The organism is Flavobacteriales bacterium, from assembly GCA_016700415.1.
Lineage (GTDB): Bacteria > Bacteroidota > Bacteroidia > Flavobacteriales_F > PHOS-HE28 > PHOS-HE28.
Genome location: CP065018.1, coordinates 533,747 through 556,680, shown reverse-complemented (window position 1 = coordinate 556,680; position 22,934 = coordinate 533,747). Strand labels below are relative to the sequence as shown.

The following is a 22,934-nucleotide window of genomic DNA, read 5'->3' as shown; positions in this document are numbered from 1 at the left end:
TTGCTGGCGTTATCGCTGCTGGGGCCGGGGGTACCGCGCTCCTGCGGGCGGTCCCAGCCCAGGCCGCGGCGGTTGTCCGTCTTTGGGTGGCCCGTGCAGAAGTGGCAGGTGGTGAACGCATTGATGGTCTTCGCCTTCAGGTAGCGCTTGCCTCCGTAGGTGCCGCCGTTCAGGAGCATTTGCATGATCACGGCCAGGTCGTTCGGCATCGGAGAAGAGGCCCGCGTGCCCGGCGATGCCGCCCATCATCGCGGCACCGGGATCATGCACATCGCCGTGGATCTGCTCGTGGCGGAAGTTGGTATCGTCCTCGGTGGGCATGATGCGCTCCAGCGGAAAGCGTTCCCATGGGCGGTAGCCCAGAGTGGTGAGGCCCAACGGCGCATAGTATTGGGTCTTCAGAAAGCGGTCGAAGGGCATGCCGGAGACCTTTTCCACCACGCGCATCAGCAGGTACATGCCCATGTCGCTGTACACGTATTTGCCGCGCTCGGCGGTTGGCGTATCCATCACCCATTGCACCAAGGAATCGCGGTAGCTGCTGCTGATGTAGACGCTATCGGCCACGCGCATGTCATGTGCGGCATCCGGGGCGCGGGTGACGATGTCCGCTTTCAATTTCCCTTTGTCCAACAGCCGCAGGTAGAACGGTGAGAAAGGCCGCAGACCTGCTTGGTGCGCGAGGATCTCGCTCAGTTTCAGCGAAGCGTGGTAGGGATGGCCGGCCACGATCTGCGGGATGTAGTCGCCCAAGGTCTTCTCCACATCCAGCTTGCCCTCATCCACCAGTTTCATCAGCGCCAGCGTGGTCCCGGCGACCTTGCTAATGCTGGCGATGTCATAGATGTCATCGGTGTTCAAAGGACGCGCGCCGGCGTAGGTAGGCGAGCCGTAGGCCTTGTTCCAGATCACGTTCCCGTTCTTCGCCACGAGCACTTGGCAGCCGGGGTAGGCTTTCGCGTCCAAGCCTTCGCGCACGATGGTGTCGATGCGCAGGAGGTCGCCGGTCTCCATGCTATCCTCCTCGGGCATCCCGTAGCGCAACCGGCCGATGGCGGGCACCTTCACCCCTTGGCCGTATGGAAAGAAGGACGAGGCCGTGACGGGCAGCTTCCCCTTGGCGGGAATGGCGCCGAAGAGCAATTGTGCGGCGAGGTCCTGCGTGTCATCGGTTTCCTCGTAGGCCACCACCAGCGCGTTCCAGCGTTGCGCGCCATAAGCCAAGCCGAGCCGGTAAGGATTCGCGAAGAGCACGAAGGCCATGCGTTGTTGATCGGCCAAGCGGCGCAGAAAGTCCAGTGTGAGCTGCGGCACGCCAAACTCCTTGCTCACGCGGAACGAGGTGTTGTGGACGGAGGCGATCACAAGGTCGAACTGCTTCAGGCTGTCCAACAATGCTTGTGACTGCCCGGCATTGAGGATCTTCTCGCAGCGCAGCTCAGTGATGTTCGCATAGCGCCCCAAGGCCTGCTGGAAGCTGTTGTGCAGTGTGTCGCCGATCACCAATGATGCGATGCGCAGGGTGTCGAGCCCTTGGACCGGCAGGGTGCCGTCGTTGCGGACCACGGTGAGTGCTTCACCATAGAGCCTGCGGCGCAGGGCCAAGGCATCGGGCGTGTTGAGGTCTTCGTACAGATGCTCGCGCTGCACAGGCTTAACGTGGTCCAGCCCGGTCCAGTCCTTGGCGCGGAGCACTTTCAGGCAGGCTTCGTCGATCACTTCCGGTGCGACCTCCCCGCTGTCCACGGCCTGCTTGATGCGCTGGATCGCTTTCACGGGATCTTGCGGAAAGAGCAGGATGTCGTTGCCGGCCTTCAGCGCGCGCAGCTCGATCTCCCCGGGCTTCTCCGCGTTCGCGATGCCCCTCATGTTCAAGGCATCAGTGATGACCAATCCTTTGAAGGCCATCTCCTCCTTCAGCAGATCGGTGACGATGGGCTTGCTCATGGTGCTCGGCAGGCCCGGCGTGCTGTCCAGTGCGGGCACTTCGAGGTGGGCCACCATCACCCCGCCCACGCCATTGTCGATCAAGCGCTTGAAGGGATGCAGTTCCACGGAATCCAAACGCTCGCGGGAAGCGGCCACCACCGGCAAGGTCTTGTGGCTGTCCTGGTCCGTATCGCCGTGGCCGGGGAAGTGCTTGGCCGTGGCGAGGACGCCGCCGCGTTGCAGGCCTTTCATGTAGGCGATGCCTTTGCGGGCCACCATTTCCGGGTCCTCTCCGAAGCTGCGGTCGTTGATCACCGGATTGGCGGCGTTCACGTTCACGTCCACATCGGGGCTGAAGCTCACCTGCACGCCGAGCCGCTTCATCTGGCGGGCGATCTCCTCGCCCATCAGCTCGATGCCCTCCTCGTCGGAAGTGGCGCCCAAGGTCATTTGGCGCGGGAATTTGATGGTGCTGTCCAAACGCATGGCAAGGCCCCATTCGAGGTCCATGCCGATGAGGATGGGCGTCTTCGCCTCGGCCTGGTAACGGTTCACGAGGTCCGCTTGCCGCAGCGGCCCGCCTTGAAAGAAGATCAGGCCGCCGATGCCGTACTGCTTCACCAATTGATCGATATCTGCGATGTGCTTGGCGTCCTGGTTGCTGTAGGCGGCCACCATCATCAACTGCGCGATGCGTTGTTCGAGGCTCAAAGAGGCCAGCACGGAATCCGCCCAAGGCGAAGGGCGCTCAAGGAATGGGGGCAGCGTTTTCCGCACGGTGGTGGGCGTGCCCCCCCCAAGGGTGATGACCCCCAACAAGGCCCCGATGGATATGATGATCGTCCGTTTCATGAATAGCCGTCAAAACTATCGGCACCCTTTGGGCACTTGGGCCAAGAGCCGTGCCACTTGTCAACAGAACGGACGGTATAGCATGGTTGTTGGACGCAGTGCGCACAGGCCGCGCTGGGTACTTTCGCGGTCGATCAAACGTTCACGCACAGTGACCCGCTACTTGCTCCTTCTTCTTGGGATCGCTCCGTTGTTGCTCTTTGGCCAAGCCGGGAGCACCGGTGGGTATGGGCCGTTGACCGCCCACCTGAAAGCGATCGGGGATGCGGATTCGGTCTCCGCAAGCGACAGTGCCAGCGCCTTGGTGAAGAAGGAACTCGGCGCGATCCTCAACTCGGACAGCGGGCTTACCGCCTCCTTTGCCGGCGTGCCCATCAGCCATGTGTCCGCTCCGGACGGGGCCTTCCGGCTGTTCACCTGGAACGTGCGCCGCGGCAATGGTTCATTCCTGTACGAAGGCTATTTGCTGGTGCCGGGACGCAAGAAGCATGCGCTGTATGAACTGCGCGACATGACAGATCACATCACCAAGGCGAGCGCGGTACAGCTCACCCCGGAGAACTGGTACGGTGCGCTGTACTACGCGGTGATCCCGGTGGAGCGCGGAGGCAAGACCTATTACACATTGCTCGGCTGGAAGGGCTTCAGTCCGGTGGAGACACGGAAGGTGATCGAGGTGCTCAGCCTCGGCGGTTCCATGCCGAAGTTCGGTGCGCCCTTGTTCCCAGCGGACCGCCAGCGACACCAGCGGGAGGTCTTCGCCTACACCGCACAGGCCAGCATGCAGCTGAAATGGATGCCCGAACGCAAGGCCATCGTGCTGGATCATCTCTCTCCCACCAGTCCGGAGTTCGCTGGGCAGCCCGCCTTCACGGCGCCGGACCTCAGCTTCGACAGCTATACGTGGGACAAGGACCATTGGCGGCTGGACCGGGATGTCGACTTGCGCCAGACCGGCAAAAGCAAGCCGTACAATGCTCCGCCCAAGGAAGGGCGATAGCGGCGGATCTTGAGGCAGAACCGGTCCAGAACCGTCAGATCTTCTATTTTGACCGTCTTTTCCGGCCGGAACGGTGAACTGTCGTGATGCGGTGAGCTTCCCATTTCCGTACGGATCCAACCTTATCCCAAGGCCTTTCAGGTTCACCTACCCTGTACCCCCTCGATGAAGCAAACTCGCACCAGTACCATTCTCTTCCTTGCTTTTGCCCTTGGCATGGCCTTCTCGTTCAGCGCATCGGCGCAACAGATCGCCACGCGTTCGAACGAGCGGAACAAGGCATTCCCGGATCGGATCACCTTCCATGAAGGGATGTCCGAAGCCGCACTGGTGCCCGCGCTGGAGGCCGAACTGGGCTGGCCGACCGGATATGGCCTGACGCCTCAAGGACGCCCCGTGGTGGACAAGCTCGGCTACAGTCATCAGCGCTATCAACAGTTCGTCGGGGGCATTCCCGTCTTCGGTGCCACCGTTGCGGTCCATAGCCAAAATGGCCAGCTCCGTTCCATGAACGGGGAACTGCTGTCGGCCAAGGTGACCACCGGGGATCGAACACCATCGTTGGATCCACAGGCCGCGATCGAGAGCGCAGAACGATACGTGGGCGCAACGTCCTACATGTGGGGATCGCCAGAGATGGAAGCCTTCATCAAACGCGAGCAGCATGACCCGGAAGCCAGTTTCAAGCCGAAAGCGGAACTGGTCTACTACCCGCTTGCCTTCCCGAAGCTAACGGGTGAACTGCGGCTGGTGTACAAGCTGGACGTATACGCGTTGTCACCACGGTCCCGGCAGGAGGTGCTGGTGGATGCGCGGACCGGGGAAGTGTTCGCGTCCTTTGAACGGATGCACAGCATCGATGAACCGGGTACGGCCCAGACCGCCTACAGCGGCACCCGTCCCATCATCACCTATCGCCCTTCCGCCAGCGGTCCCTATCAGTTGGAGGACCATTCGCGCGGCGGCGGCATCATCACGTACGATTGCTTGAATACCGCCGACTACAGCGTGGCGATCGTGCCCTCGAACCCCGTGAACGATTGGGACCTGGGAAGCTTGACGGCCAATTCCATCCTGGACGCACATTGGGGCACCGAGCGTACCTACGATTTCTACCACAACGAGCAGAACTGGGATTCCTACGACAACAACGACTCCCCCATGCTCAGCTATGTGCACTTCAACCTGATCGAATACGGTTACTCGAACAATAACAACGCCTTTTGGGACGGGGAGCGGATGACCTACGGCGACGGCGACGGGACGACATTCAACCCGCTCACTGTCATTGATGTGGCAGGGCACGAGATCACCCACGGGGTGACGGAGAATTCCGCAGGACTGGTCTATGAGGATGAACCGGGCGCGTTGAACGAGAGCTTCAGTGATATCATGGGCAGTTGCATTGAACATTATGCGAAACCAGGGGATTTCTCTTGGGAGCTGGGCGATGAGATGAGCCTTAGCGGGACCGGCTTCCGCAACTTGGCCGACCCGAACGCGAACGGCGACCCGGATACTTACCTCGGCGACTACTGGTATTCCGGAACTGCGGACCATGGCGGCGTTCACACCAACAGTGGCGTGCAGAACTTCTGGTTCTACCTGCTGAGCGAAGGTGGTGCCGGCACGAACGACAACGCTGACGTGTACAATGTGCAGGGCATCGGGATCGAAGAGGCGGGCGATATCGCGTTCCGCAGCCTGACGATGTACATGACCTCGAATTCCGAATATGCGGACGCGCGCGCCAACTCCATCCAGGCCGCCACGGACCTGTTCGGAGCATGTTCCCCGGAATTGATCGCGGTGACGAACGCTTGGTACGCGGTGGGCGTTGGAGCGCCGTTCAACGATGCGGTATTGGCCGGTTTCACACTCTCGGCCAACTACAGTTGCATGGCTCCGGCCACGGTGCAGTTCACCAATGGCTCCTTCAACGCGGCCAGCTACCTCTGGGATTTCGGTGACGGCACCACCAGTACCCTGGTTTCGCCATCGCATACCTACGCCACCACGGGCAGCTATACGGTCTCCTTGATCGCCTTGGGATCCACTCAGTGCAATTCAACGGACACACTGGTGATGGACCAGCCGATCGTGGTGGAGGACCTGGGGGAACTTGCGCCTGCGGCCTGCCAACCGGCCGCGACCAACCCTGCTTCGGACGCCGGCATCTTCCGGGTGCAGTTCGGGAACATCGACAAGACGAGCACCGGCGCGGTGGACGGCTATCAGGATTTTAGCTGTGAACAGGTGGCCACGGTGATCGAGGGGATGAGCTATCCCTTGAGCGTGGAACTGCATCTGGCAGCGTACGCCGCCGTCTGGATCGACCTGAACAACGACGGTGCCTTCACCGCTGCTGAATTGCTGTACACATCCAATGGCCAAAGCTTGGTACATGCCGCGGACGTGATCATTCCAGCGGGCACGGTCTTCGGCACGCGGCTGCGGGCGCGGGTGATCTCCAGCAGCCAGCCCATCACCACGGCCTGTACGGTCACCGGTGGACAGGCCGAGGATTATTCGGTGATCGTCCTCGACAACGACGCACCGCCGATCGCGGCGTTCACGGCGGACCCGCTTACCGTGCTTCCGGGCTCCACGGTCTCCTTCCAGGACCTTTCCTTGAACGCGCCGACCCAATGGACCTGGGCATTCGAGGGCGGGGACGTCACCTCGTCCACGGCCCAAAACCCACAGGTGAGTTATTCAACCGTCGGTTACTATGACGTGCAGTTGATCGTGGCCAACGCGCATGGAAGCGACACACTGCTGATCCCGGACTTCATCCGCGTGGTGAATTCCTTCAATCTGTGCGAGGTTTCGAACACCGGTGCCTTCACCGGCACTTTCTATGACCCGGAAGGTGAAACGGCGGATTACCTCAGCAATGAGTTCTGTACCCTGCTGATCGCTCCGCCTTGCGCATCGAGCATCACCGTGAGCTTTGATGCTTTCCGGACCGAATCCGGTTATGACTTCCTCAATTTCTATGACGGAGCGGACGCCTTGGCCCCTTCATTGGGCCAGTTCAGCGGTTCGACCATCCCGGCTTCATTCACCACCACCGGAGGTCAGTTGTTCGTCGCTTGGACGTCGGACCAGAGTGTGACGGACGATGGTTTCGCGGTGAATTGGACCGCGCAGATCGGTTCCCAGGAGGACCTCACCACCATCGCCGCCGCCGATGACATGAACCCTGCTTACGGCCAGTCCGTGCAGTTCTCGGACAACAGCTTGGAGACACCTTCCGCTTGGAACTGGGATTTCGGGGACGGCACCAGCAGTGTTCTCCAGAACCCCGTGCATACCTACCTCACCAGCGGCGCGAAGACCGTGGTCCTTACGGCGAGCAACTGCGCAAGCACCGACCAGGATACCCTTTACCTCCAAGTGCAGGTGCCCGGCACCATTGCCACCACGCCGGACACCTTGTTCCTGACAGGAACCCTTTGCGAGGACAGCCTGTACGGCTCCTTCACCCTTCACAACACCGGGGGCGGGTCGTTGAGCTGGACACTGGCCTCGGAACTGACGGACGATTTCGAAGCTGCCAGCTACAACGCGGACCTGTGGGCGTCCTCAACGGGCGCGAATTCCGCTGATTGCGATGCGGAACAGGGATCCCTCTCGCACCGCTTCAGTGCGGGCGGAACACGGTCGATCCAGACCTTGCCCTTGCCATTGGCGGAGAACGCCCACTTTTCCTTCTTCCTGAAATATGGATCGGGCGGTGCCTGTGAAACGGTGGAGGCCGGCGAGTACGTCGTGCTCGAGTATTCGCTCAATGGTACGGCATGGACAATACTGGAGAGCTATGCCACCCTCTCCGAACATCTGGATTGGGCCATGGTCGATGCCGTGATACCAGCGGCCGCGGCCAGTGGTCAGACCAGACTACGGCTTCGCCAAGTGGACAACAGCGGTGCGACCTACGACGTCTGGGCGATCGACCAGGTATCTCTTGAGGTAGGCTATTCGGGGCCGTTCCAAACAAATCCCGACCAAGGCGAGATCCCGGCCGGTGACAGCACGGTGGTGTCCGTTACGATCCCCACTTATGCAACAACACCGGGGACATCGCTGGATCTGATCCAAGTGCGGTCCAGTGATCCCGCATTGCCCAGCACGGAGGTCCCTGTGTCCATCACCATCCTCGACCTGCCTTGCGCCGAGTTCAACTTCAGCTACAACGGCCCCTGCCAAAGCCAAGTGCAGTTCACCAACAGCACCATCAACGGCGGCACGGAGTGGCATTGGGATTTTGGCGACGGTACCTCCTCCGAAGCAGAAGCTCCAATGCATGCCTACATGGCAACTGGTGATTACACGGTGGTCCTCACCGCAGGCACCCCGCCGTTCAGCACGCAATACACCATGGTGGTGCATGTGGAGGATCCGGTTACCGCGCAGATCGCGCATACGGACCCGAACGATAACAATGGTGCGGTGGACTTTTCCTCCACGGGTTCCGGGGCCACCGGATGGCTCTGGGACTTCGGCGATGGAGGCAGTTCCGCGGAGGAGGCCCCCGCGCATACCTACGCCGCCTATGGCACATACACGGTGATCCTGGCTGCAATGAACGATGCGGGGTGTACGGTGATGGACACCATTGTAGTGGAGTATGGCACTGTGGGGATCCTTCAGACCGCAGCCAGCACCATCACCGTAATGCCCAACCCCAGCAATGGGCATTTCACCGTCCGCCTGTCGGGCATTTCAGGGACCGCTCGTGGCCGGATGACCGATGCCACCGGACGCACGGTTTCATCCGAACGGGTCTTCCGGAACGGTGAAAATGCGGTTGACATCAGCGAGCTGGCCGATGGCAGCTACATCCTTCGCCTGCAGATCGGCGAGGAACTGCGGCATGTGCGGATCACCAAGCAATAGGGGAACGCACTGCGCACTGTGGAAAGGTCATCCTTAGGGTGGCCTTTCCTATTGATGGACGCGGGATCACCAGCTCCTCCCATAATTGTCACCCCGGCCCTTTGAGCCGGGGTCGCACTCGCGAGGCTTTGAGTTGGCAAGTAGACCAAAGCCCGGCCTTTGCGCCTTTTTGGGCCGAAAGTTCCCTTGGCCATGCCGTACTTCGCGGACGATGGGCGGAGAACGATTGTTGATCAAGAATGCAAAGGCGCTGGTGGGCACACATGCCGCCGGTGTGGATCGCATTGCCGGAAGCGCCATGCGGGAGCTGCCGCAATTGGAGCAGGGCTGGCTGATGGCGGAGAACGGCATCATCACCGCCATGGGCACTGATGCGGACTGGCCGGGCATTACCGACTGGAACGGCTTGGACGTGATCGACGCCACGGACCGCTACGTACTGCCCGGCTGGTGCGACCCGCATACACATACCGTGTTCGCCGCATCGCGCGAAGGCGAGTTCGTGGACCGCATCAACGGGCTGGGCTATCAGGAGATCGCCGCGAAAGGCGGAGGCATACTCAACAGCGCGGCCAAGCTGCGTGCGATGAGCGAGGAAGAACTCTACTCCGCCGCCAAGGCACGCGTGGAGGAGATGATGCGCCAAGGCACCGTGGCCGTGGAGATCAAGAGCGGCTATGGCCTCACCACCGACAGCGAACTGAAGATGCTCCGCGTGGCCAAGCGCCTCAAGGAAACCTTGCCCTTGCAGGTAAGGACAACGCTACTGGCGGCGCATGCCATCCCACCGGAATACAAGGCCGACCGCGACGGATACGTGGACCTGATCGTGAATGAGATCATCCCGCGCGTGGCGGAAGAAGGGCTGGCGCAATACGTGGACTGCTTCTGCGAGACCAACTACTTCACCGTCGCCGAGATGGAACGGGTGCTCGTCGCTGGAATGGAGCATGGCCTCCGGGGCAAGGTGCATGTGAACCAGTTCACCAGCATCGGTGGGATTAAGGCAGCCGTAGCGAAAGATGCGCTCAGCGTGGACCACTTGGAAGTGATGGAGGATGCCGATATTGAAGCATTGACGGGAACCTCGGTGATCCCCACTCTCCTTCCCTCCTGCTCGTTCTTTCTCGGCATTCCCTACGCACCGGCGCGCAAGCTGATCGAGGCAGGCCTGCCCGTCGCTTTGGCCACGGACTTCAACCCCGGCACCACGCCTACCGGTAACATGAACTTGGTGGTGGCCTTGGGCTGCATCCGTCTGCGGATGCTGCCGGAGGAGGCCATCAACGCCGCGACCCTGAACGCGGCAGCTGCCATGGGGCTCGAAAATGAACTGGGCAGCCTTACCGTTGGTAAACGGGCCAGCTTCATCATCACCAAGCCCGTGCCCTCGCTCGCCTACCTGCCGTACGCCTTCGGCACCGACCACATCGATACCGTGATCATAGATGGAAGACCCGTCCGCACAGGAGACGCCACAGCTTGACCTCACACCGTTGCGGCCCCCGGGGCTGGAGATGGCGCGGGGTCTGCTCTACTTCGCGCTGGTCTTCATGACCTTCATGTTCGCGCAGATGGTCTTCCTCATCTGGCGCGTGATGGCCCTGACGCCGAGCCTCGCCAAGGACGGCTTTTCATTGGGCTTGCTGGACACCCCGGCCTTTCAGGAACGCTGGATGGAACTGGCCGCCAACGGCGACGTGCTTTCCGTTGTCAGCCTGCTCTCCGGTGCCGTGGGCCTGGCTCTATTGCTCTTCGTTACCTACCGTTGGAAGCGGGCACGCACCGCCTTTTTCCTGGCCTTGGGATGGCCCGGCCTTAAGCAGTTCCTAGTGTGGACGGGCCTCTTCGTGCTCCTGTTCACCGCCTTGGAGGCCATTTCACTGGTATTCCCCGAGCTCAACAGCCCGTTCATGGAAAAGGTCCTCGCATCGGTGACCAATTACCCCATGCTCGTCCTCGGCCTCGGGATCATGCCCGCTATCTTCGAGGAGTTCCTGCTGCGCGGACTGCTTTACGGCTCGCTGCGCCACTTGATGGACAAGCATGTGGCCGTCGCCATCGTGGCTGGCATCTTCACCTTCGTGCATCAACAATACGACTGGTACATCCTGATGTTCTACGTGCTGCCCTTGGGCGTGTTCCTCGGTTATGCACGTGCCAATACCGGCTCCATCTGGACCGGCGTGTTCCTGCACCTGTTGAACAACTGCGCGAGCATGGTGTTGCCGCACAGTTCGTAGTTGTCCGTTGTCAGTTGCTAGGCTGCAATGGATAGCGCGAGCTTGTCGCGGCCCCGCCTGACAACTGACAACCGACAACTGACAACTACCTCCCTGTAGCTTTGCACCCCTAAAAAGGATCCTTGGAATGCCCATTATTGAATGCGTACCGAACATCAGTGAAGGCCGTGACCGCGCCAAGATCGACGCCATTGCCGCAGTCGTGGAGACCGTGGATGGCGTGCGCCTTTTGGACGTCGACCCCGGCAAGGCCACCAACCGCACGGTGATCACTTTCGTGGGTGAGCCGGAGCCGGTGATCGAGGCCGCCTTCCGCTTGGTGAAGAAGGCGCAGGAACTGATCGATATGAGCGTGCAGCACGGGGAGCATCCGCGTTTTGGCGCCACGGATGTCTGCCCATTGGTGCCCATCAGCGGGATCACCCTGGAGGAACTGGTGCCCTATGCGCACAAGCTCGGCGAACGCATCGGTAAAGAACTCGGTATCCCTGTCTACGCCTATGAGGCCGCCGCTCGCGAGGAAAAGCGCCGTAACCTGGCCAACAACCGCGCCGGGGAATATGAAGGGCTGGAGAAGAAGCTCGCCGACCCTGCTTGGAAACCGGACTTCGGCCCTGCCTCTTGGAACGCCTCGGTGAAGCGCAGCGGTGTTACCGCGGTCGGTGCGCGCAAGATACTCATCGCCTACAACGTCAACCTCAACACCACCAGCATCCGCCGGGCCAACTCCATCGCTTTCGACCTGCGGGAAAGCGGCCGTGTGAAGCGCGAGGGCGGTAGCCTTACCGGCAAGATCATCACCGACGCCAACGGTGATCCCGTGGTCGAGCCCGGCAAGCTGAAGTCAGTGAAGGGCATCGGCTGGTTCATCGAGGAATACGGTATCGCACAGCTGTCGCTGAACCTGAACGACGTCGACGTCACGCCAGTGCACGTGGCCTTCGACGAGGCCTGCAAGAGCGCGGCGGAGCGCGGTATCCGCGTCACCGGCAGTGAGCTGGTGGGGCTGATCCCCAAGCAGGCTTTGCTGGACGCCGCCGATTTCTACCTGCGGAAGCAGCAGCGGAGCTTGGGCATCACCGAGCGCGAGAAGATCACCATCGCAGTGAAGTCCTTGGGCCTGGACGACCTCGCCCCCTTCGACCCGCGTAAGAAGATCATCGAATACCAACTGGAGAACGAGGCCGGATCACATTTGGTGAACCTCAGCCTCACGCGCTTCACCGAGGAGACCGCAAGGGAAACACCTGCGCCCGGTGGCGGTTCCGTGGCGGCCATCGTCGGCGCGATGGGCGCCGCCTTGGGCGCCATGGTGGCGAACCTCAGCGCCAACAAGCGCGGCTGGGACGACCGTTGGGAGGAGTTCAGCCAATGGGCTGAAAAGGGGGAAGCCTACCGCACCAAGCTCCTGAAGCTCGTGGACGAGGACACCCGCGCCTACGAAGGCATCATGCAGGCGATGCAACTGCCGAAGAACGGACCGGAGGAAGCGGCGGCGCGGAAGGCGGCCATGCATGAGGCCACCAAGGGCGCCATCCTTGTTCCGCTGGAGACCTTGCGCATCTGCGTGGCCAGCATGGAAGTGATGCAGGCCATGGTGTCGATCGGCATGCCCAGCAGCGTGAGCGATGTGGGCGTGGGCGTTATGTGCGCCCGTACCGGTGCTTTGGCCGCCTACCTCAACGTGCGCACCAACTTCAAAGGCTTTGAGGATGCCGCATTCCAGCAGTCCGTAATGAACGAGGCCGAAGCCTTGAAAGCCAAGGCGGAGGCCATCGAGGCCGAGGTGATGGAGGCCACCATGGCCAAACTTTGACGGATCACGTATGAAGGTAGGTAGGCGGCCATTTTTCCCCGCTTATCTTGTCTGCATGCCGATCCGATACAACCGGTCATGAGCCCGAAGGCGCACTTTCGTCAGATCGGCGCCCGTGTGCTGTTCTTCTTCCCGTTCCAGCTCGTCCTGCTGCACCTGAAGAAGAACCACCTCACCTTGCTTTGCTGGCTGGTGTTCTTCGGCTACATCACACAGAACGTCGGCGTCAAGTATGGCATTCCGTACGTCTTTCTATTCCCGGAGTATTTCGGCACGGCCAACCCCTGGTCCTTCCTGCTGCTGGGGTTCTCGCTTGGCGGCTTCATCACCGCGTTCAACCTGTTCACCTACACTGCGCACGCCTATCGCTTCCCGTTCGTGGCCACCCTGGCCCGCCCCTTCCTGAAGTTCAACATCAACAACGGGATCATTCCCGCGGTGTTCGTGCTCACCTACCTGTGGTGCTCCGCCAAGCTGCAGATCTACAAGGAACTGGTGCCCGTGGGCGATACCGTCCTGAACCTCCTGGGCTTCCTGGTGGGCGTCGGCCTCTTCCTGCTGATCGCCCTGCTCTATTTCACGCGCACCAACATCGACCTGCACAAGATGCTGGCGAAGGACGCGGACGCCTTCCGTCCCGAACCGGTGATGGAGGACATCATGGCCCCGATCCCGCCGGTGCGGCAGCAGCAACGCAAGGCCAGCCGCTGGCTCAGGCGGGAGCAGCGTGCGCGGAAGTGGCGGGTGGACACGTACATCACCTGGCCCCTGCACGTGAAACTTGCCCGGAGCAGCACCCACTACGACAAGGAACTCCTGCGCGGCGTGCTTTGGCAGAACCACATCAATGGCAGCATCTTCGAGGTGGTCGTCGTGGTCACCTTTATTGCCTTGGGCGCCTTCAGCAACACCAACTTCTTCGCGATCCCGGCCGGCGCCAGCATTTTCCTGCTCTTTTCCATGCTGCTGATGCTCTTCAGCGCCTTTACCAGTTGGATCAAGGGATGGCTGGTCACGTTGCTCATCGGGGTGGTGATCGCGCTCAACGCGTTGAGCTGGCAGACGCAGGACTTCTTCTATGACACGCAGGCCTATGGACTTGATTATGATGCCCCCCCGGCACGGTACGACAGGGATGCCATCCACGCCCTGGCCACGGACACGGCTACGGCACGGGCGGACGCCGATGCCTACCGCGCCACGTTGGATCTGTGGCTGAAGCACAATCAGGGGCTGCCCCACGCCGGCGTGAAGCCCCCGTTGATCATCATCAACACCAGTGGCGGGGGATCGCGCGCCATGCTGTGGACATTCCGCTGCCTGCAGGTGGCGGACAGCCTGCTCAACGGGCAACTGATGAAGCGTTCCACACTGATGACCGGCAGCAGCGGTGGATTGATCGGGGCCACCTACTATCGGCAGCTCGTGCTCGCGGCGAAAAATGGCGGCGAGGCCCGCCCCGGCGATCCCCGGCACCTGGACCAGATGGCATCGGACATCCTGAACCCGGTGACCTTCAGCTTCGTCACCAACGACATGTTCATCCGCTACCGGAAAGTGCAGGACGGCAGCCGCACGTATACACTGGACCGGGGCTATGCCTTCGAGCAGCGTTTGGACTCGCTCTCTGGCGGCACGCTGAACATCCGGCTGAAGGACATGGTACTGGCGGAGCAAAGTGCCGAGACGCCCATGCTCGTGATCAGCCCAACGTCGATCAATGATGGCCGGCGATTGGTGATCAGTGCGCTGCCTTCAGCCTATCTCACCGACATCAAGCCGAAGTCCCCGGTCCATGCAGCGACCGAACCGGAGAGCATCGAATTCCTCCGCCTTTTCAAGGGCCAGGACCCGTTGAACCTGAATCTGTCCAGCGCCTTGCGGATGAACGCCACCTTCCCCTATATCACGCCGGTGGTCACGCTGCCGAGCGAACCCCGGATGCGGGTGATGGACGCCGGCGTGCGGGACAACTATGGCTACCGCACCACCATGGCCTTCCTCCGGACCTACCGTGAATGGCTGAAGGAGAACGTGAGCGGGGTCGTGATCCTGCAGATGCGCGACAAGCAACGGGAACTGGACGTGAAGCCGATCGGTGGATCGCTCATCGGCCGCCTGATAGACCCGGTGGGCAGCATCTACGGCAACTTCGTGAAGGGACAGGACCAGGACTATGACCTTGCCCTGAAGACCGCCGACGCGTGGATGCCGGTGCCCCTGCACGTGGTGGACCTCCAACTGCGCCATGCGGACGAGGATGAGATCAGCCTGAGCTGGCATCTCACTGCCGTGGAGAAGAAGCAGGTGCTATCGACGATCGACGCACCCGGGAACCACCAAGCGTTCAATGAACTGCGCAAACTGATCCTCGGTGGCCCGGAGATCACGGAATGGCCTGCGCGTGGTAGGCCGCCAAGCCCGGCAGCGGGTCGCGCTCCACGGCAGTAAGGTGCATCCGCCGTTGGCCCAAGGCCTCGGTCAGCACTTGCCGAAAGCCCAAGGCGACGGAGCCACTGGCCCGCACCTGTTGAAGTTCCTGTGCGGAAAAGCAGCGCGCCAATAAGCGTGTGAGCGCAAAGAAGCGGGACGCGACCAGGTCATGGACGTAGGTCTCCTCGAGGTGGTCCGCCAGCAAAGCCGTGAAGGAGGCCAAGTAAGCCTGAGGCCCTGAAGAACGGTACGTCGACCCCAGTACCGAGGCCAGATCAAGTCCGTCCGGGAACAAGCGGTCCTTCAGCGGCTCCGGGAGCACGCCGTAGAGCGCGTCGCGGAGCAGGTGCTTGCCGATGTCCGCCCCGCTTCCTTCATCGCCCAAGATGTAACCCAGCGACGGCATGGGCATGTGCAGTGCACTGCCGTCGTAGTAACCGACGTTCATGCCCGTGCCCAGAATGAGGACCAGACCCGCATCGCTTCCGTACAGCCCGCGGGCCGCGCCCAGCAGATCGGTTTCCACTTGGATGTGCGCATGCGGCCACACCTCCGCCAAGGCCGTCCGCAAGAGGTCCGCCCGCGCTTTCGCACCGCAACCGGCACCATAGGCGATGACCTTCAACGGGCCGTTCTCCGCTTCACCTCCAATGCCCGATTGGCGCAATGCCGCTTGCATGGCGACCGGGTCACCGGTCACCGGGTTGAACCCTGGAAGATCGATCGTACGGGTTTCGTCATCGGGGCTGGAAAGCAGCGCCCAACGCGAACTTGTACCACCGATATCGCCGATCAAGAGGATCATTTCACCGCTTTATGGCAGCCAACTTACCGCGCCAGTTCTTAGGAGTTGAAAAAACTTGTTCGGGCTGAACAGCCCGTTCTTCACTGCATAAAGGACCAAGGCCGCCGTATTGTTCACGCCCCGCTTCTGCCGGAGGTTCGCCCGCTCGCCTGCGATCAGCCTTGCACACCGGGAAGGCCTACCTCATAGGTGCGTCCTTCCTGAGCCGGGAGCGTATTCGGAAAGATCTCCACGGCTTCGGTAAGCAACCGGCCCGTGTCCTTGTACCGCGAGCTGAAATGCCCCAGCAGCAACTGCCCCACATGGGCGTCGCGGGCCATGGTGGCGGCTTGGCGGGCGGTGCTGTGCATGGTCTCCTTGGCCCGTGCGGCCATGTCCTCGGTGAAGGTGGCCTCGTGGTACAGCAGGTCCACGCCTTCCAGTTCTGGGACCAGCTCAGGCGCATAGGCTGTGTCCGAGCAATAGGCGTAGCTGCGCGGCGGCGAGGGCGGCTCCGTCAGTTCGGCGTTGGGGATCACGCGGCCGTCGGGGAGCCGCAGGTCCTCGCCCATCTTCACCGCTTTCCGTGCATAGTGCGGGATCAGCTCCACGGTCTCCTTCCTCAGGTGGCGCATGCGCAGTGTTTCACGGAACAAGTAGCCCGTGCATTCTATCCGGTGCAGCAGCGCCAGTTCGGTCACCTCCACGCGCTCGTCGCTGTACACGGGCTGCCCGCTGCGATGGGCCACCGCATGGAAACGCAAGGGGAAGCGCAGGTAGGTCTTGGAGATCCGTAATTGGAGTTCGATCACTTCCCGCAGTTCCAGAGGCCCGTGTATGTTCAAGGCCATGGTGCGGCCCAGCAGGTGCATGCTGCTGATGAGGCCCATCAGGCCTAGGTAATGGTCGCCATGCATGTGGCTGATAAAGATCCGGGCGATACGGCCCATGTTCACTTGGGCCATGCGCAGGCGCTCTTGTGTTCCCTCGCCGCAGTCGATCAGGAACAGCCGTTCACGCACGTTGAGCAATTGCGCGGAGGGATACCGCCCGCGTGCGGGCAGCGCCGCCCCGGTCCCCAACGTGGTCACCGCGAAACGCATGGCGGGGAAAAGTAAAAAGCCCCCGGATCACCGGGGGCTTTTCGTAAGAGGGACAGGCGCATCTCAACGGTTCACCATCATTCGGCCCGTGTAGGTGGCGCCGGCCGCTTCCACATGGTAGATGTAGATGCCGCTCTCCAGGTCGTTCACCTCGAAGGGCACGCGGTTGGTACCGGCTTTCGCTTGCACGGTCCTGTTCCAGAGCTCCCCGCCCACGAGGTTGAACACCTTGATCTTCGCCGTGGCGGCCTTGGTGAGGCCGAACTCGATCACGGTGCGGTCCGCGAAAGGATTGGGCACGTTCTGCACCCGGCCCAGTTTCGCAGGTGCCGCATTCTCCACACCCGTGGTGTTGTCCCCGATGGTGATGGAATAGCCGTCGAAGGTCTGGGGGATGCCCTGGGTGCTGCCGAACAACACGAGGTATGCGGTGACTTCGATGCTGATCGGGAAGGTCCCCACTTGTGTCGGTGTTCCTTCCAACAGGCCGCAGCCCACTTGGCTGGACAGGTAGGTGCAGGCCGCACCGGTCTGTGAGTTACAGCCTACGGTGACCCCGGGGGGAAGTCCGGACAGCTGGTCCAAGCGCACCGAATCCACGGTGAACCCGGAAAAGAGCGGGTCGATCAGTCCGGCATCCGAAGGCACCAGCAAGTTGAGCGTATCGCTATAGAACACGCCTATCATACCGGGGGCGAAATCCGCTGTGGTGTCCGGCCATACGCCGTACACGCTGTCCGTGTAAAGGGCGTTCGGGATGCACTGGGCGAAGGAGTTCAAAGAGGCCGCTGCGAGGGTGGCTAAGAGTAGGGTTCTCATCATGTTTTCAGTCTTCTTTTTTGACGTCTTTTTCGATCTCTTCCATGTACAGCAGGTCCACGGCTTCCTCCACCGTCGGGGTGATGGACAGCACGCTTTCCAACTGGCTGATCTGCACCAGCTTCATCACCGGCTCCTGCAACGCGCAGATCACCAAGGAACCATTGACACCCTTGCACAGCCGGTTGGCCACCAACAGGGCGCTCAGTCCGGAGCTGTCGCAATAGCGCGTTTTGCCCATGTCGATGATGATGTTGCGCACATTGGTCTTGTTCAAATAGACCAGTTCGCTCTTGAGCTCCGGCGCGCAAGTGGTATCGAGCTTGTCCACATTGGTGGAGACCAGCGTGTACTTGTCCTTGTTGGCTATGGTGAAGTTCATGTGCGTTGCCTTTTGCAAGCGTTGCGGTCAAAGATAATCAGCCATGGCAATGGAAATGTGCAGTACCCCTGAATAATCAATGGACAGCCCAACGTTCATACTGCCAAGTCAGGAGCGGCTTCTCCTCCGGACCAAAGAGGCCGAGGACAACAAAAAAGCGTCCGGGGATCCCTTCCGGCCGGATCAGGAACGGCCCGCGCGGTCCAGCCCGCCCGCCAGCAGGAAAAGCACCGCCATCCGTACCGCCACGCCGTTCTCCACCTGTTCCAGAATGATGCTGCTGGCGCTGTCCGCCATCTCGCTGGTGATCTCCACACCGCGGTTGATCGGCCCCGGGTGCATGATCACCACCTCCTTGCCAATGGCGTCGTATCGCTTCCGGTCCAAACCGAACATCATGGCGTATTCCCGCAGGGACGGGAAGTTCGCCACCCCGTCGCTGCCCTGGCGCTCCAGCTGGATCCGCAGCATGTTCGCCACGTCGCACCAGCGCAGGGCCTCATCCAGGTCGTGGGTCACCTGCACGCCTAATTCCTTGGCGTACCGCGGCATCAGGGTGGTGGGGCCGCAGAGCATCACTTCCGCGCCCAGCTTCCGCAGGCAGAGGATGTTGCTCAAGGCCACGCGCGAATGCAGGATGTCGCCCACGATCGCCACTTTCACGCCCTTCACCTTCCCGAGTCTTTCGCGGATGCTGTAGGCGTCCAGCAATGCCTGCGTCGGATGCTCGTGCGCGCCGTCACCCGCGTTCACGATGCGCGCGCCCACATGCCGGCTCAAGAAGACCGCCGCGCCGGGGTCCGGGTGGCGCATCACCACCATGTCCACCTTCATGGACAGGATGTTGTTCACCGTGTCGATCAAGGTCTCCCCTTTCTTGGTGCTGCTGCTGCTGCTGCTGAAGTTCACCACGTCCGCGCTGAGGCGCTTTTCCGCCAGCTCGAAGCTGATGCGGGTGCGCGTGCTGTTCTCGAAGAAAAGGTTGGCGATGGTGATGTCGCGCAACGAAGGCACCTTCTTGATCGGCCGCGAGAGCACCTCCTTGAAGCCGTCCGCCGTGCGGAAGATCAGCTCGATGTCCGCTGCCGTCAGGTCATCGATCCCTAAGAGGTGGCCGGTGCTCAGCAGGTCGCTCATAGCTCCACTTGGTTCAGGGAAACACGGTCCACGCCATCGCTCTCCTTCCACTCCACCGTGACGTGTTGCCCATCGATGCTGTCCACGGAACGGCCCGTGAAATCCGGTTGGATGGGCAATTCCCGGCTGAAGCGGCGATCGATGAAGACCATCAGTTCCACCGAGCGCGGACGGCCGAAGGCGAGCATGGCGTCCAGGCCGGCACGGATGGTACGGCCCGTGTAGAGCACATCGTCGATCAGCACTACACGGCGGCCGTCCAAGCTGAAGTCCAGCTCCGTGGTGCCGGGGATCGCCGTAACGGCGCGTTCACGGAAATCATCGCGGTGGAAGGTGATGTCCAGTTCTCCGTAAGTGATCTCCTTCTCACCAGTGATGCGGAGCAGTTCGTTCCGCAGGCGCCGCGCGAAGAACACCCCGCGGGGCTGCAGGCCGATCAACGCCGTATCGCCCAAGTGCCCGCGGTCCTCGATCAATTGATGGCAAAGGCGCTGCACCGTCAGGTCAAAGGCGGTGGACTCCAGAATGGTGAGCGCCTGCATAGCGCGGCGAAGATAACCGGAGGATGCAAGCACGAGAAGATCCACGGCAACAGTACTGTCTCCCCTCCTTCCTTCAAGGAGGGAAAACCTATCGTCTTTCAAACGATCCGTATCAGTGAGTCGTCTCCCCTCCTTCCTTAAAAGGAGAGGGCGGTCGTATTTAGCCATAGCCGGTGCCTACTTCGCCGAAGTGGCTACGAAGGCCGAGTCGGCGACGGCGCGGGGTGGTCCGGCGACCAGTTCGAGCAACGGAGAAAGGGAGCCCACCGCTGCCGCAAGTCTTCGGACTTCACACGATAAGATCCGAACACCTAATGTACATACCGGCAGGTGCTTGCCGCCACAGCCAAGACGCTTGCACGCCGCTTGTCAAATAGGAGATGATCATGGTCCGAAAGGCGCTTGATCCAGGGTCCTTTCGATAAGACGCTTCACGCTCTTATCAGCGCTGCCCCACGGTCGGATATTTTTCGTTCAGTCAAATGATGCTCAGCGCTTAGTGCATGTTCCCTTGAACTTCCGTTTCCTTTTGCGTTGCCCCATCCGGCCGCGTTGAGCCGCTGGAGCAGAAGACTACTTTTGGCCCCTTCCATTTCCCACCCCATGCACAAAACACTGCCCATCGCCGTCCTGCTGCTCGCATCCTGCGGCACTTCCTCCGAACCCGCCAAAAAGCCCATGCAGAAGATCGCCTACCCGGAAACCCGCAAGGACACCACCGTGGTGGACGACTTTTTCGGCACGCAGGTGGCCGACCCCTACCGCTGGTTGGAGAACGACACCAGCGCCGAGACGGCCGACTGGGTGAAGCGCGAGAACACGGTGACGCAGGCCTATCTGGCGGACATCCCCTTCCGGGACGCGATAGCCAAGAGGTATGAGGACATCTTGAACTTTCCGAAGGAGGGTGCGCCGTGGAAAGTGGGCAACCTCTTTTTCAGCACCAAGAACAGCGGCCTGCAGAACCAGGGCGTGATCCACGTACGCACCGGCCTGGACGGGGAGGACAAGGTCTTCATCGACCCGAACGCGGTGGACCCTGCGGGCACCACGAGCATCGGTCTGATGGGTGCCAGCAAGGACGACCGCTACATGGCGGTGAGCGTGCAGAAAGCCGGTAGCGACTGGCAGGACATCACCCTGTGGGACCTGAAGACAATGACGCCGATGGCGGACACCCTGTACTGGGCGAAGTTCAGCGGCGTGGCGTGGTACAAGGACGGCTTTTTCTACAGCCGCTTCCCCGAGCCGAAGAAAGGCACGGAGCTGAGCGCGGCCAGCCAATACCAGAAAGTGTACTACCACAAGCTGGGCGACCCGCAAGCCAAGGACGCATTGGTGTGGAAGAACGACGACGAGCCGAATCTCTATGTGGGTGTTAACACCACCGAGGGCGAGGAATTCGCCACACTGTACATCGCCACCGGCACGGACGGTTTCGAGCAGTACTTCTTCGACCTTCGCAAAGGCGTGATCCCCACGCCTGCCACGCAATGGACACCGCTCCAACAGGGTTTCGAGCAAAAGACCAGCATCATCGCGTATGAGCCGAAAAGCGGCAAACTTTTGGCCACCACCGACGTGGACGCCCCTAAGTACCGCTTGGTGGCCGTTGACCCGGCCAACCCGGCGAAGGAGAACTGGAAGGACGTGATCCCACAAAAAGATGACCTGCTGGAAGGCGTGAACACGGGTGGCGGCAAGCTGTTCGCCAGCTACCTGAAGGACGCTACCACGCGCATCTATCGCTACGCCGCGGACGGCAGCGGCGAGCAGGAAGTGAAACTCCCCGGCTTAGGCAGCGCGGGCGGCTTCGGCGGAAAGCGCGAGGACACGTATTCCTTTTACAGCTTCACCTCCTTCACCGACCCGGGCAGCATCTTCAAGTACGACTACGCCACCGGAAAGAGCGAGCTGTACTACCGTCCTGAGCTGAAGTTCAACCCCGACGAATACGAGACCGAGCAGGACTTCTATACCAGCAAGGACGGCACGAAGGTCCCGATGTTCATCGTCCACAAGAAGGGCGTGGAGAAGAGCGGCAAGAACCCGGCGCTGCTCTATGCCTACGGCGGGTTCAATATCAGCCTTTCGCCGAGCTTCAGCACCAGCCGGATGATCCTGCTGGAGCAAGGTGGCGTGTTCGCGTTGGCCAACCTGCGGGGCGGCGGTGAGTACGGCGAGGCCTGGCACAAGGCCGGCATGAAGGAGAAGAAACAGAACGTGTTCGACGACTTCATCGCGGCGGCGGAATACCTGATCGCGCAGAAGTGGACGGACAAGGACCACTTGGCCATCGAGGGCGGCAGCAACGGCGGCCTGCTCGTAGGGGCCGTGATGACCCAGCGCCCGGACCTGTGCGCGGTGGCGTTCCCGCATGTCGGCGTAATGGACATGCTGCGCTACCAGAAGTTCACCGCAGGCTTCGGCTGGGTGCCGGAGTTCGGCGATGCCGACAACAGCAAGGAGGAGTTCCAATACCTCCACGCCTATTCACCGCTGCACAACATCAAGCCGGCCAACTACCCGGCCACGCTGGTGTTCACCGCCGACCATGACGACCGCGTGGTGCCGGCGCACAGCTTCAAGTTCATCAGCACTTTACAAGTGGCCCAGGAAGGGAACGCGCCGGTGTTGATCCGCGTGGACACCAATGCCGGCCACGGCGCGGGCAAGCCCACCAGCAAGATCATCCAGGAGGAGGCCGACAAGTGGGCGTTCTTCTTCAACAACATCGGGGTGACTCCGGAGTATCGGGCGGCCGCCAAGGCGAAGTGATCGCTTCTCTGGTATCGTAAAGCAAAGCCCCGATGCTTCATCGCATCGGGGCTTTGTGCGTTGAAGCCTCATGCCTCAGAGTTTCATCAAATTCCGCCTCGGGACCTTGGATGCGCGAAAATTGGATACGAAGTACCGGTATGGGACGGTGCCGAAAAAACGAACAGAGTAAGATAAAGGGTTTTTGAAATGTGCTCAAGGTCGAGCTTCGCCC

At 61.2% G+C, this 22,934-nt stretch carries 14 protein-coding genes; 7 read left to right on the top strand and 7 right to left on the bottom strand.

Features of this window, described 5'->3' with window-relative positions; all coding sequences use genetic code 11:
- Nucleotides 1-9: 9 nt before the first annotated feature.
- Nucleotides 10-2,781: a serine hydrolase gene (locus IPP95_02205; protein ID QQS73064.1), complete on the bottom strand. Its 2,772-nt coding sequence runs from the start codon at nucleotides 2,779-2,781 to the stop codon at nucleotides 10-12.
- A 151-nt stretch (nucleotides 2,782-2,932) separates the two neighbouring features.
- Here IPP95_02205 and IPP95_02200 point away from each other — a divergent pair, with 151 nt between their 5' ends.
- The 6 genes from IPP95_02200 (at nucleotide 2,933) to IPP95_02175 (ending at nucleotide 15,193) form a co-directional block, all read left to right on the top strand.
- Nucleotides 2,933-3,781, top strand: a complete 849-nt coding sequence (locus tag IPP95_02200; protein QQS73063.1) for a hypothetical protein — start codon at nucleotides 2,933-2,935, stop codon at nucleotides 3,779-3,781.
- A 165-nt stretch (nucleotides 3,782-3,946) separates the two neighbouring features.
- On the top strand, nucleotides 3,947-8,683 hold the full coding sequence (locus tag IPP95_02195; protein ID QQS73062.1) for a M4 family metallopeptidase: 4,737 nt from the start codon (nucleotides 3,947-3,949) through the stop codon (nucleotides 8,681-8,683).
- Between the two features lie 211 nt (nucleotides 8,684-8,894).
- Complete coding sequence (locus IPP95_02190) at nucleotides 8,895-10,169, top strand: imidazolonepropionase (GenBank protein QQS73061.1); 1,275 nt, start codon at nucleotides 8,895-8,897, stop codon at nucleotides 10,167-10,169.
- Nucleotides 10,132-10,926: a CPBP family intramembrane metalloprotease gene (locus IPP95_02185; protein ID QQS73060.1), complete on the top strand. Its 795-nt coding sequence runs from the start codon at nucleotides 10,132-10,134 to the stop codon at nucleotides 10,924-10,926. Before IPP95_02190 ends, IPP95_02185 begins: the two co-directional genes overlap by 38 nt.
- Nucleotides 10,927-11,053: 127 nt before the next feature.
- Complete coding sequence (ftcD, locus tag IPP95_02180; protein QQS73059.1) at nucleotides 11,054-12,742, top strand: glutamate formimidoyltransferase; 1,689 nt, start codon at nucleotides 11,054-11,056, stop codon at nucleotides 12,740-12,742.
- A gap of 78 nt (nucleotides 12,743-12,820) precedes the next feature.
- Nucleotides 12,821-15,193, top strand: a complete 2,373-nt coding sequence (locus IPP95_02175; GenBank protein ID QQS73058.1) for a hypothetical protein — start codon at nucleotides 12,821-12,823, stop codon at nucleotides 15,191-15,193.
- On the opposite strand, the gene IPP95_02170 is transcribed toward IPP95_02175, so the two are convergent.
- The 6 genes from IPP95_02170 to pyrR form a co-directional block, all read right to left on the bottom strand.
- Nucleotides 15,129-15,980 carry a hypothetical protein gene (locus tag IPP95_02170; protein ID QQS73057.1) on the bottom strand — a complete coding sequence of 284 codons (852 nt, stop codon included), beginning with the start codon at nucleotides 15,978-15,980 and terminating at the stop codon, nucleotides 15,129-15,131. The two genes, IPP95_02175 and IPP95_02170, sit on opposite strands and share 65 nt — an antisense overlap.
- Before the next feature lie 155 nt (nucleotides 15,981-16,135).
- Nucleotides 16,136-17,062 (bottom strand): ribonuclease Z, encoded by a 927-nt coding sequence (locus tag IPP95_02165; GenBank protein ID QQS73056.1) that lies wholly within the window; start codon nucleotides 17,060-17,062, stop codon nucleotides 16,136-16,138.
- A 63-nt stretch (nucleotides 17,063-17,125) separates the two neighbouring features.
- Nucleotides 17,126-17,884, bottom strand: coding sequence for a T9SS type A sorting domain-containing protein (locus IPP95_02160; GenBank protein ID QQS73055.1), 759 nt, complete (start codon nucleotides 17,882-17,884; stop codon nucleotides 17,126-17,128).
- A 4-nt stretch (nucleotides 17,885-17,888) separates the two neighbouring features.
- Nucleotides 17,889-18,263, bottom strand: a complete 375-nt coding sequence (locus IPP95_02155; GenBank protein ID QQS73054.1) for an STAS domain-containing protein — start codon at nucleotides 18,261-18,263, stop codon at nucleotides 17,889-17,891.
- Between the two features lie 183 nt (nucleotides 18,264-18,446).
- Entirely contained in the window at nucleotides 18,447-19,400 is a 954-nt protein-coding gene (locus IPP95_02150) for an aspartate carbamoyltransferase catalytic subunit (protein ID QQS73053.1), read from the bottom strand.
- A complete protein-coding gene (pyrR, locus tag IPP95_02145; protein ID QQS73052.1) occupies nucleotides 19,397-19,942 on the bottom strand; it encodes a bifunctional pyr operon transcriptional regulator/uracil phosphoribosyltransferase PyrR in 546 nt (181 codons plus the stop codon). Before pyrR ends, IPP95_02150 begins: the two co-directional genes overlap by 4 nt.
- 603 nt (nucleotides 19,943-20,545) lie before the next feature.
- Here pyrR and IPP95_02140 point away from each other — a divergent pair.
- Complete coding sequence (locus IPP95_02140; protein QQS73051.1) at nucleotides 20,546-22,720, top strand: S9 family peptidase; 2,175 nt, start codon at nucleotides 20,546-20,548, stop codon at nucleotides 22,718-22,720.
- Nucleotides 22,721-22,934: the final 214 nt, after the last annotated feature.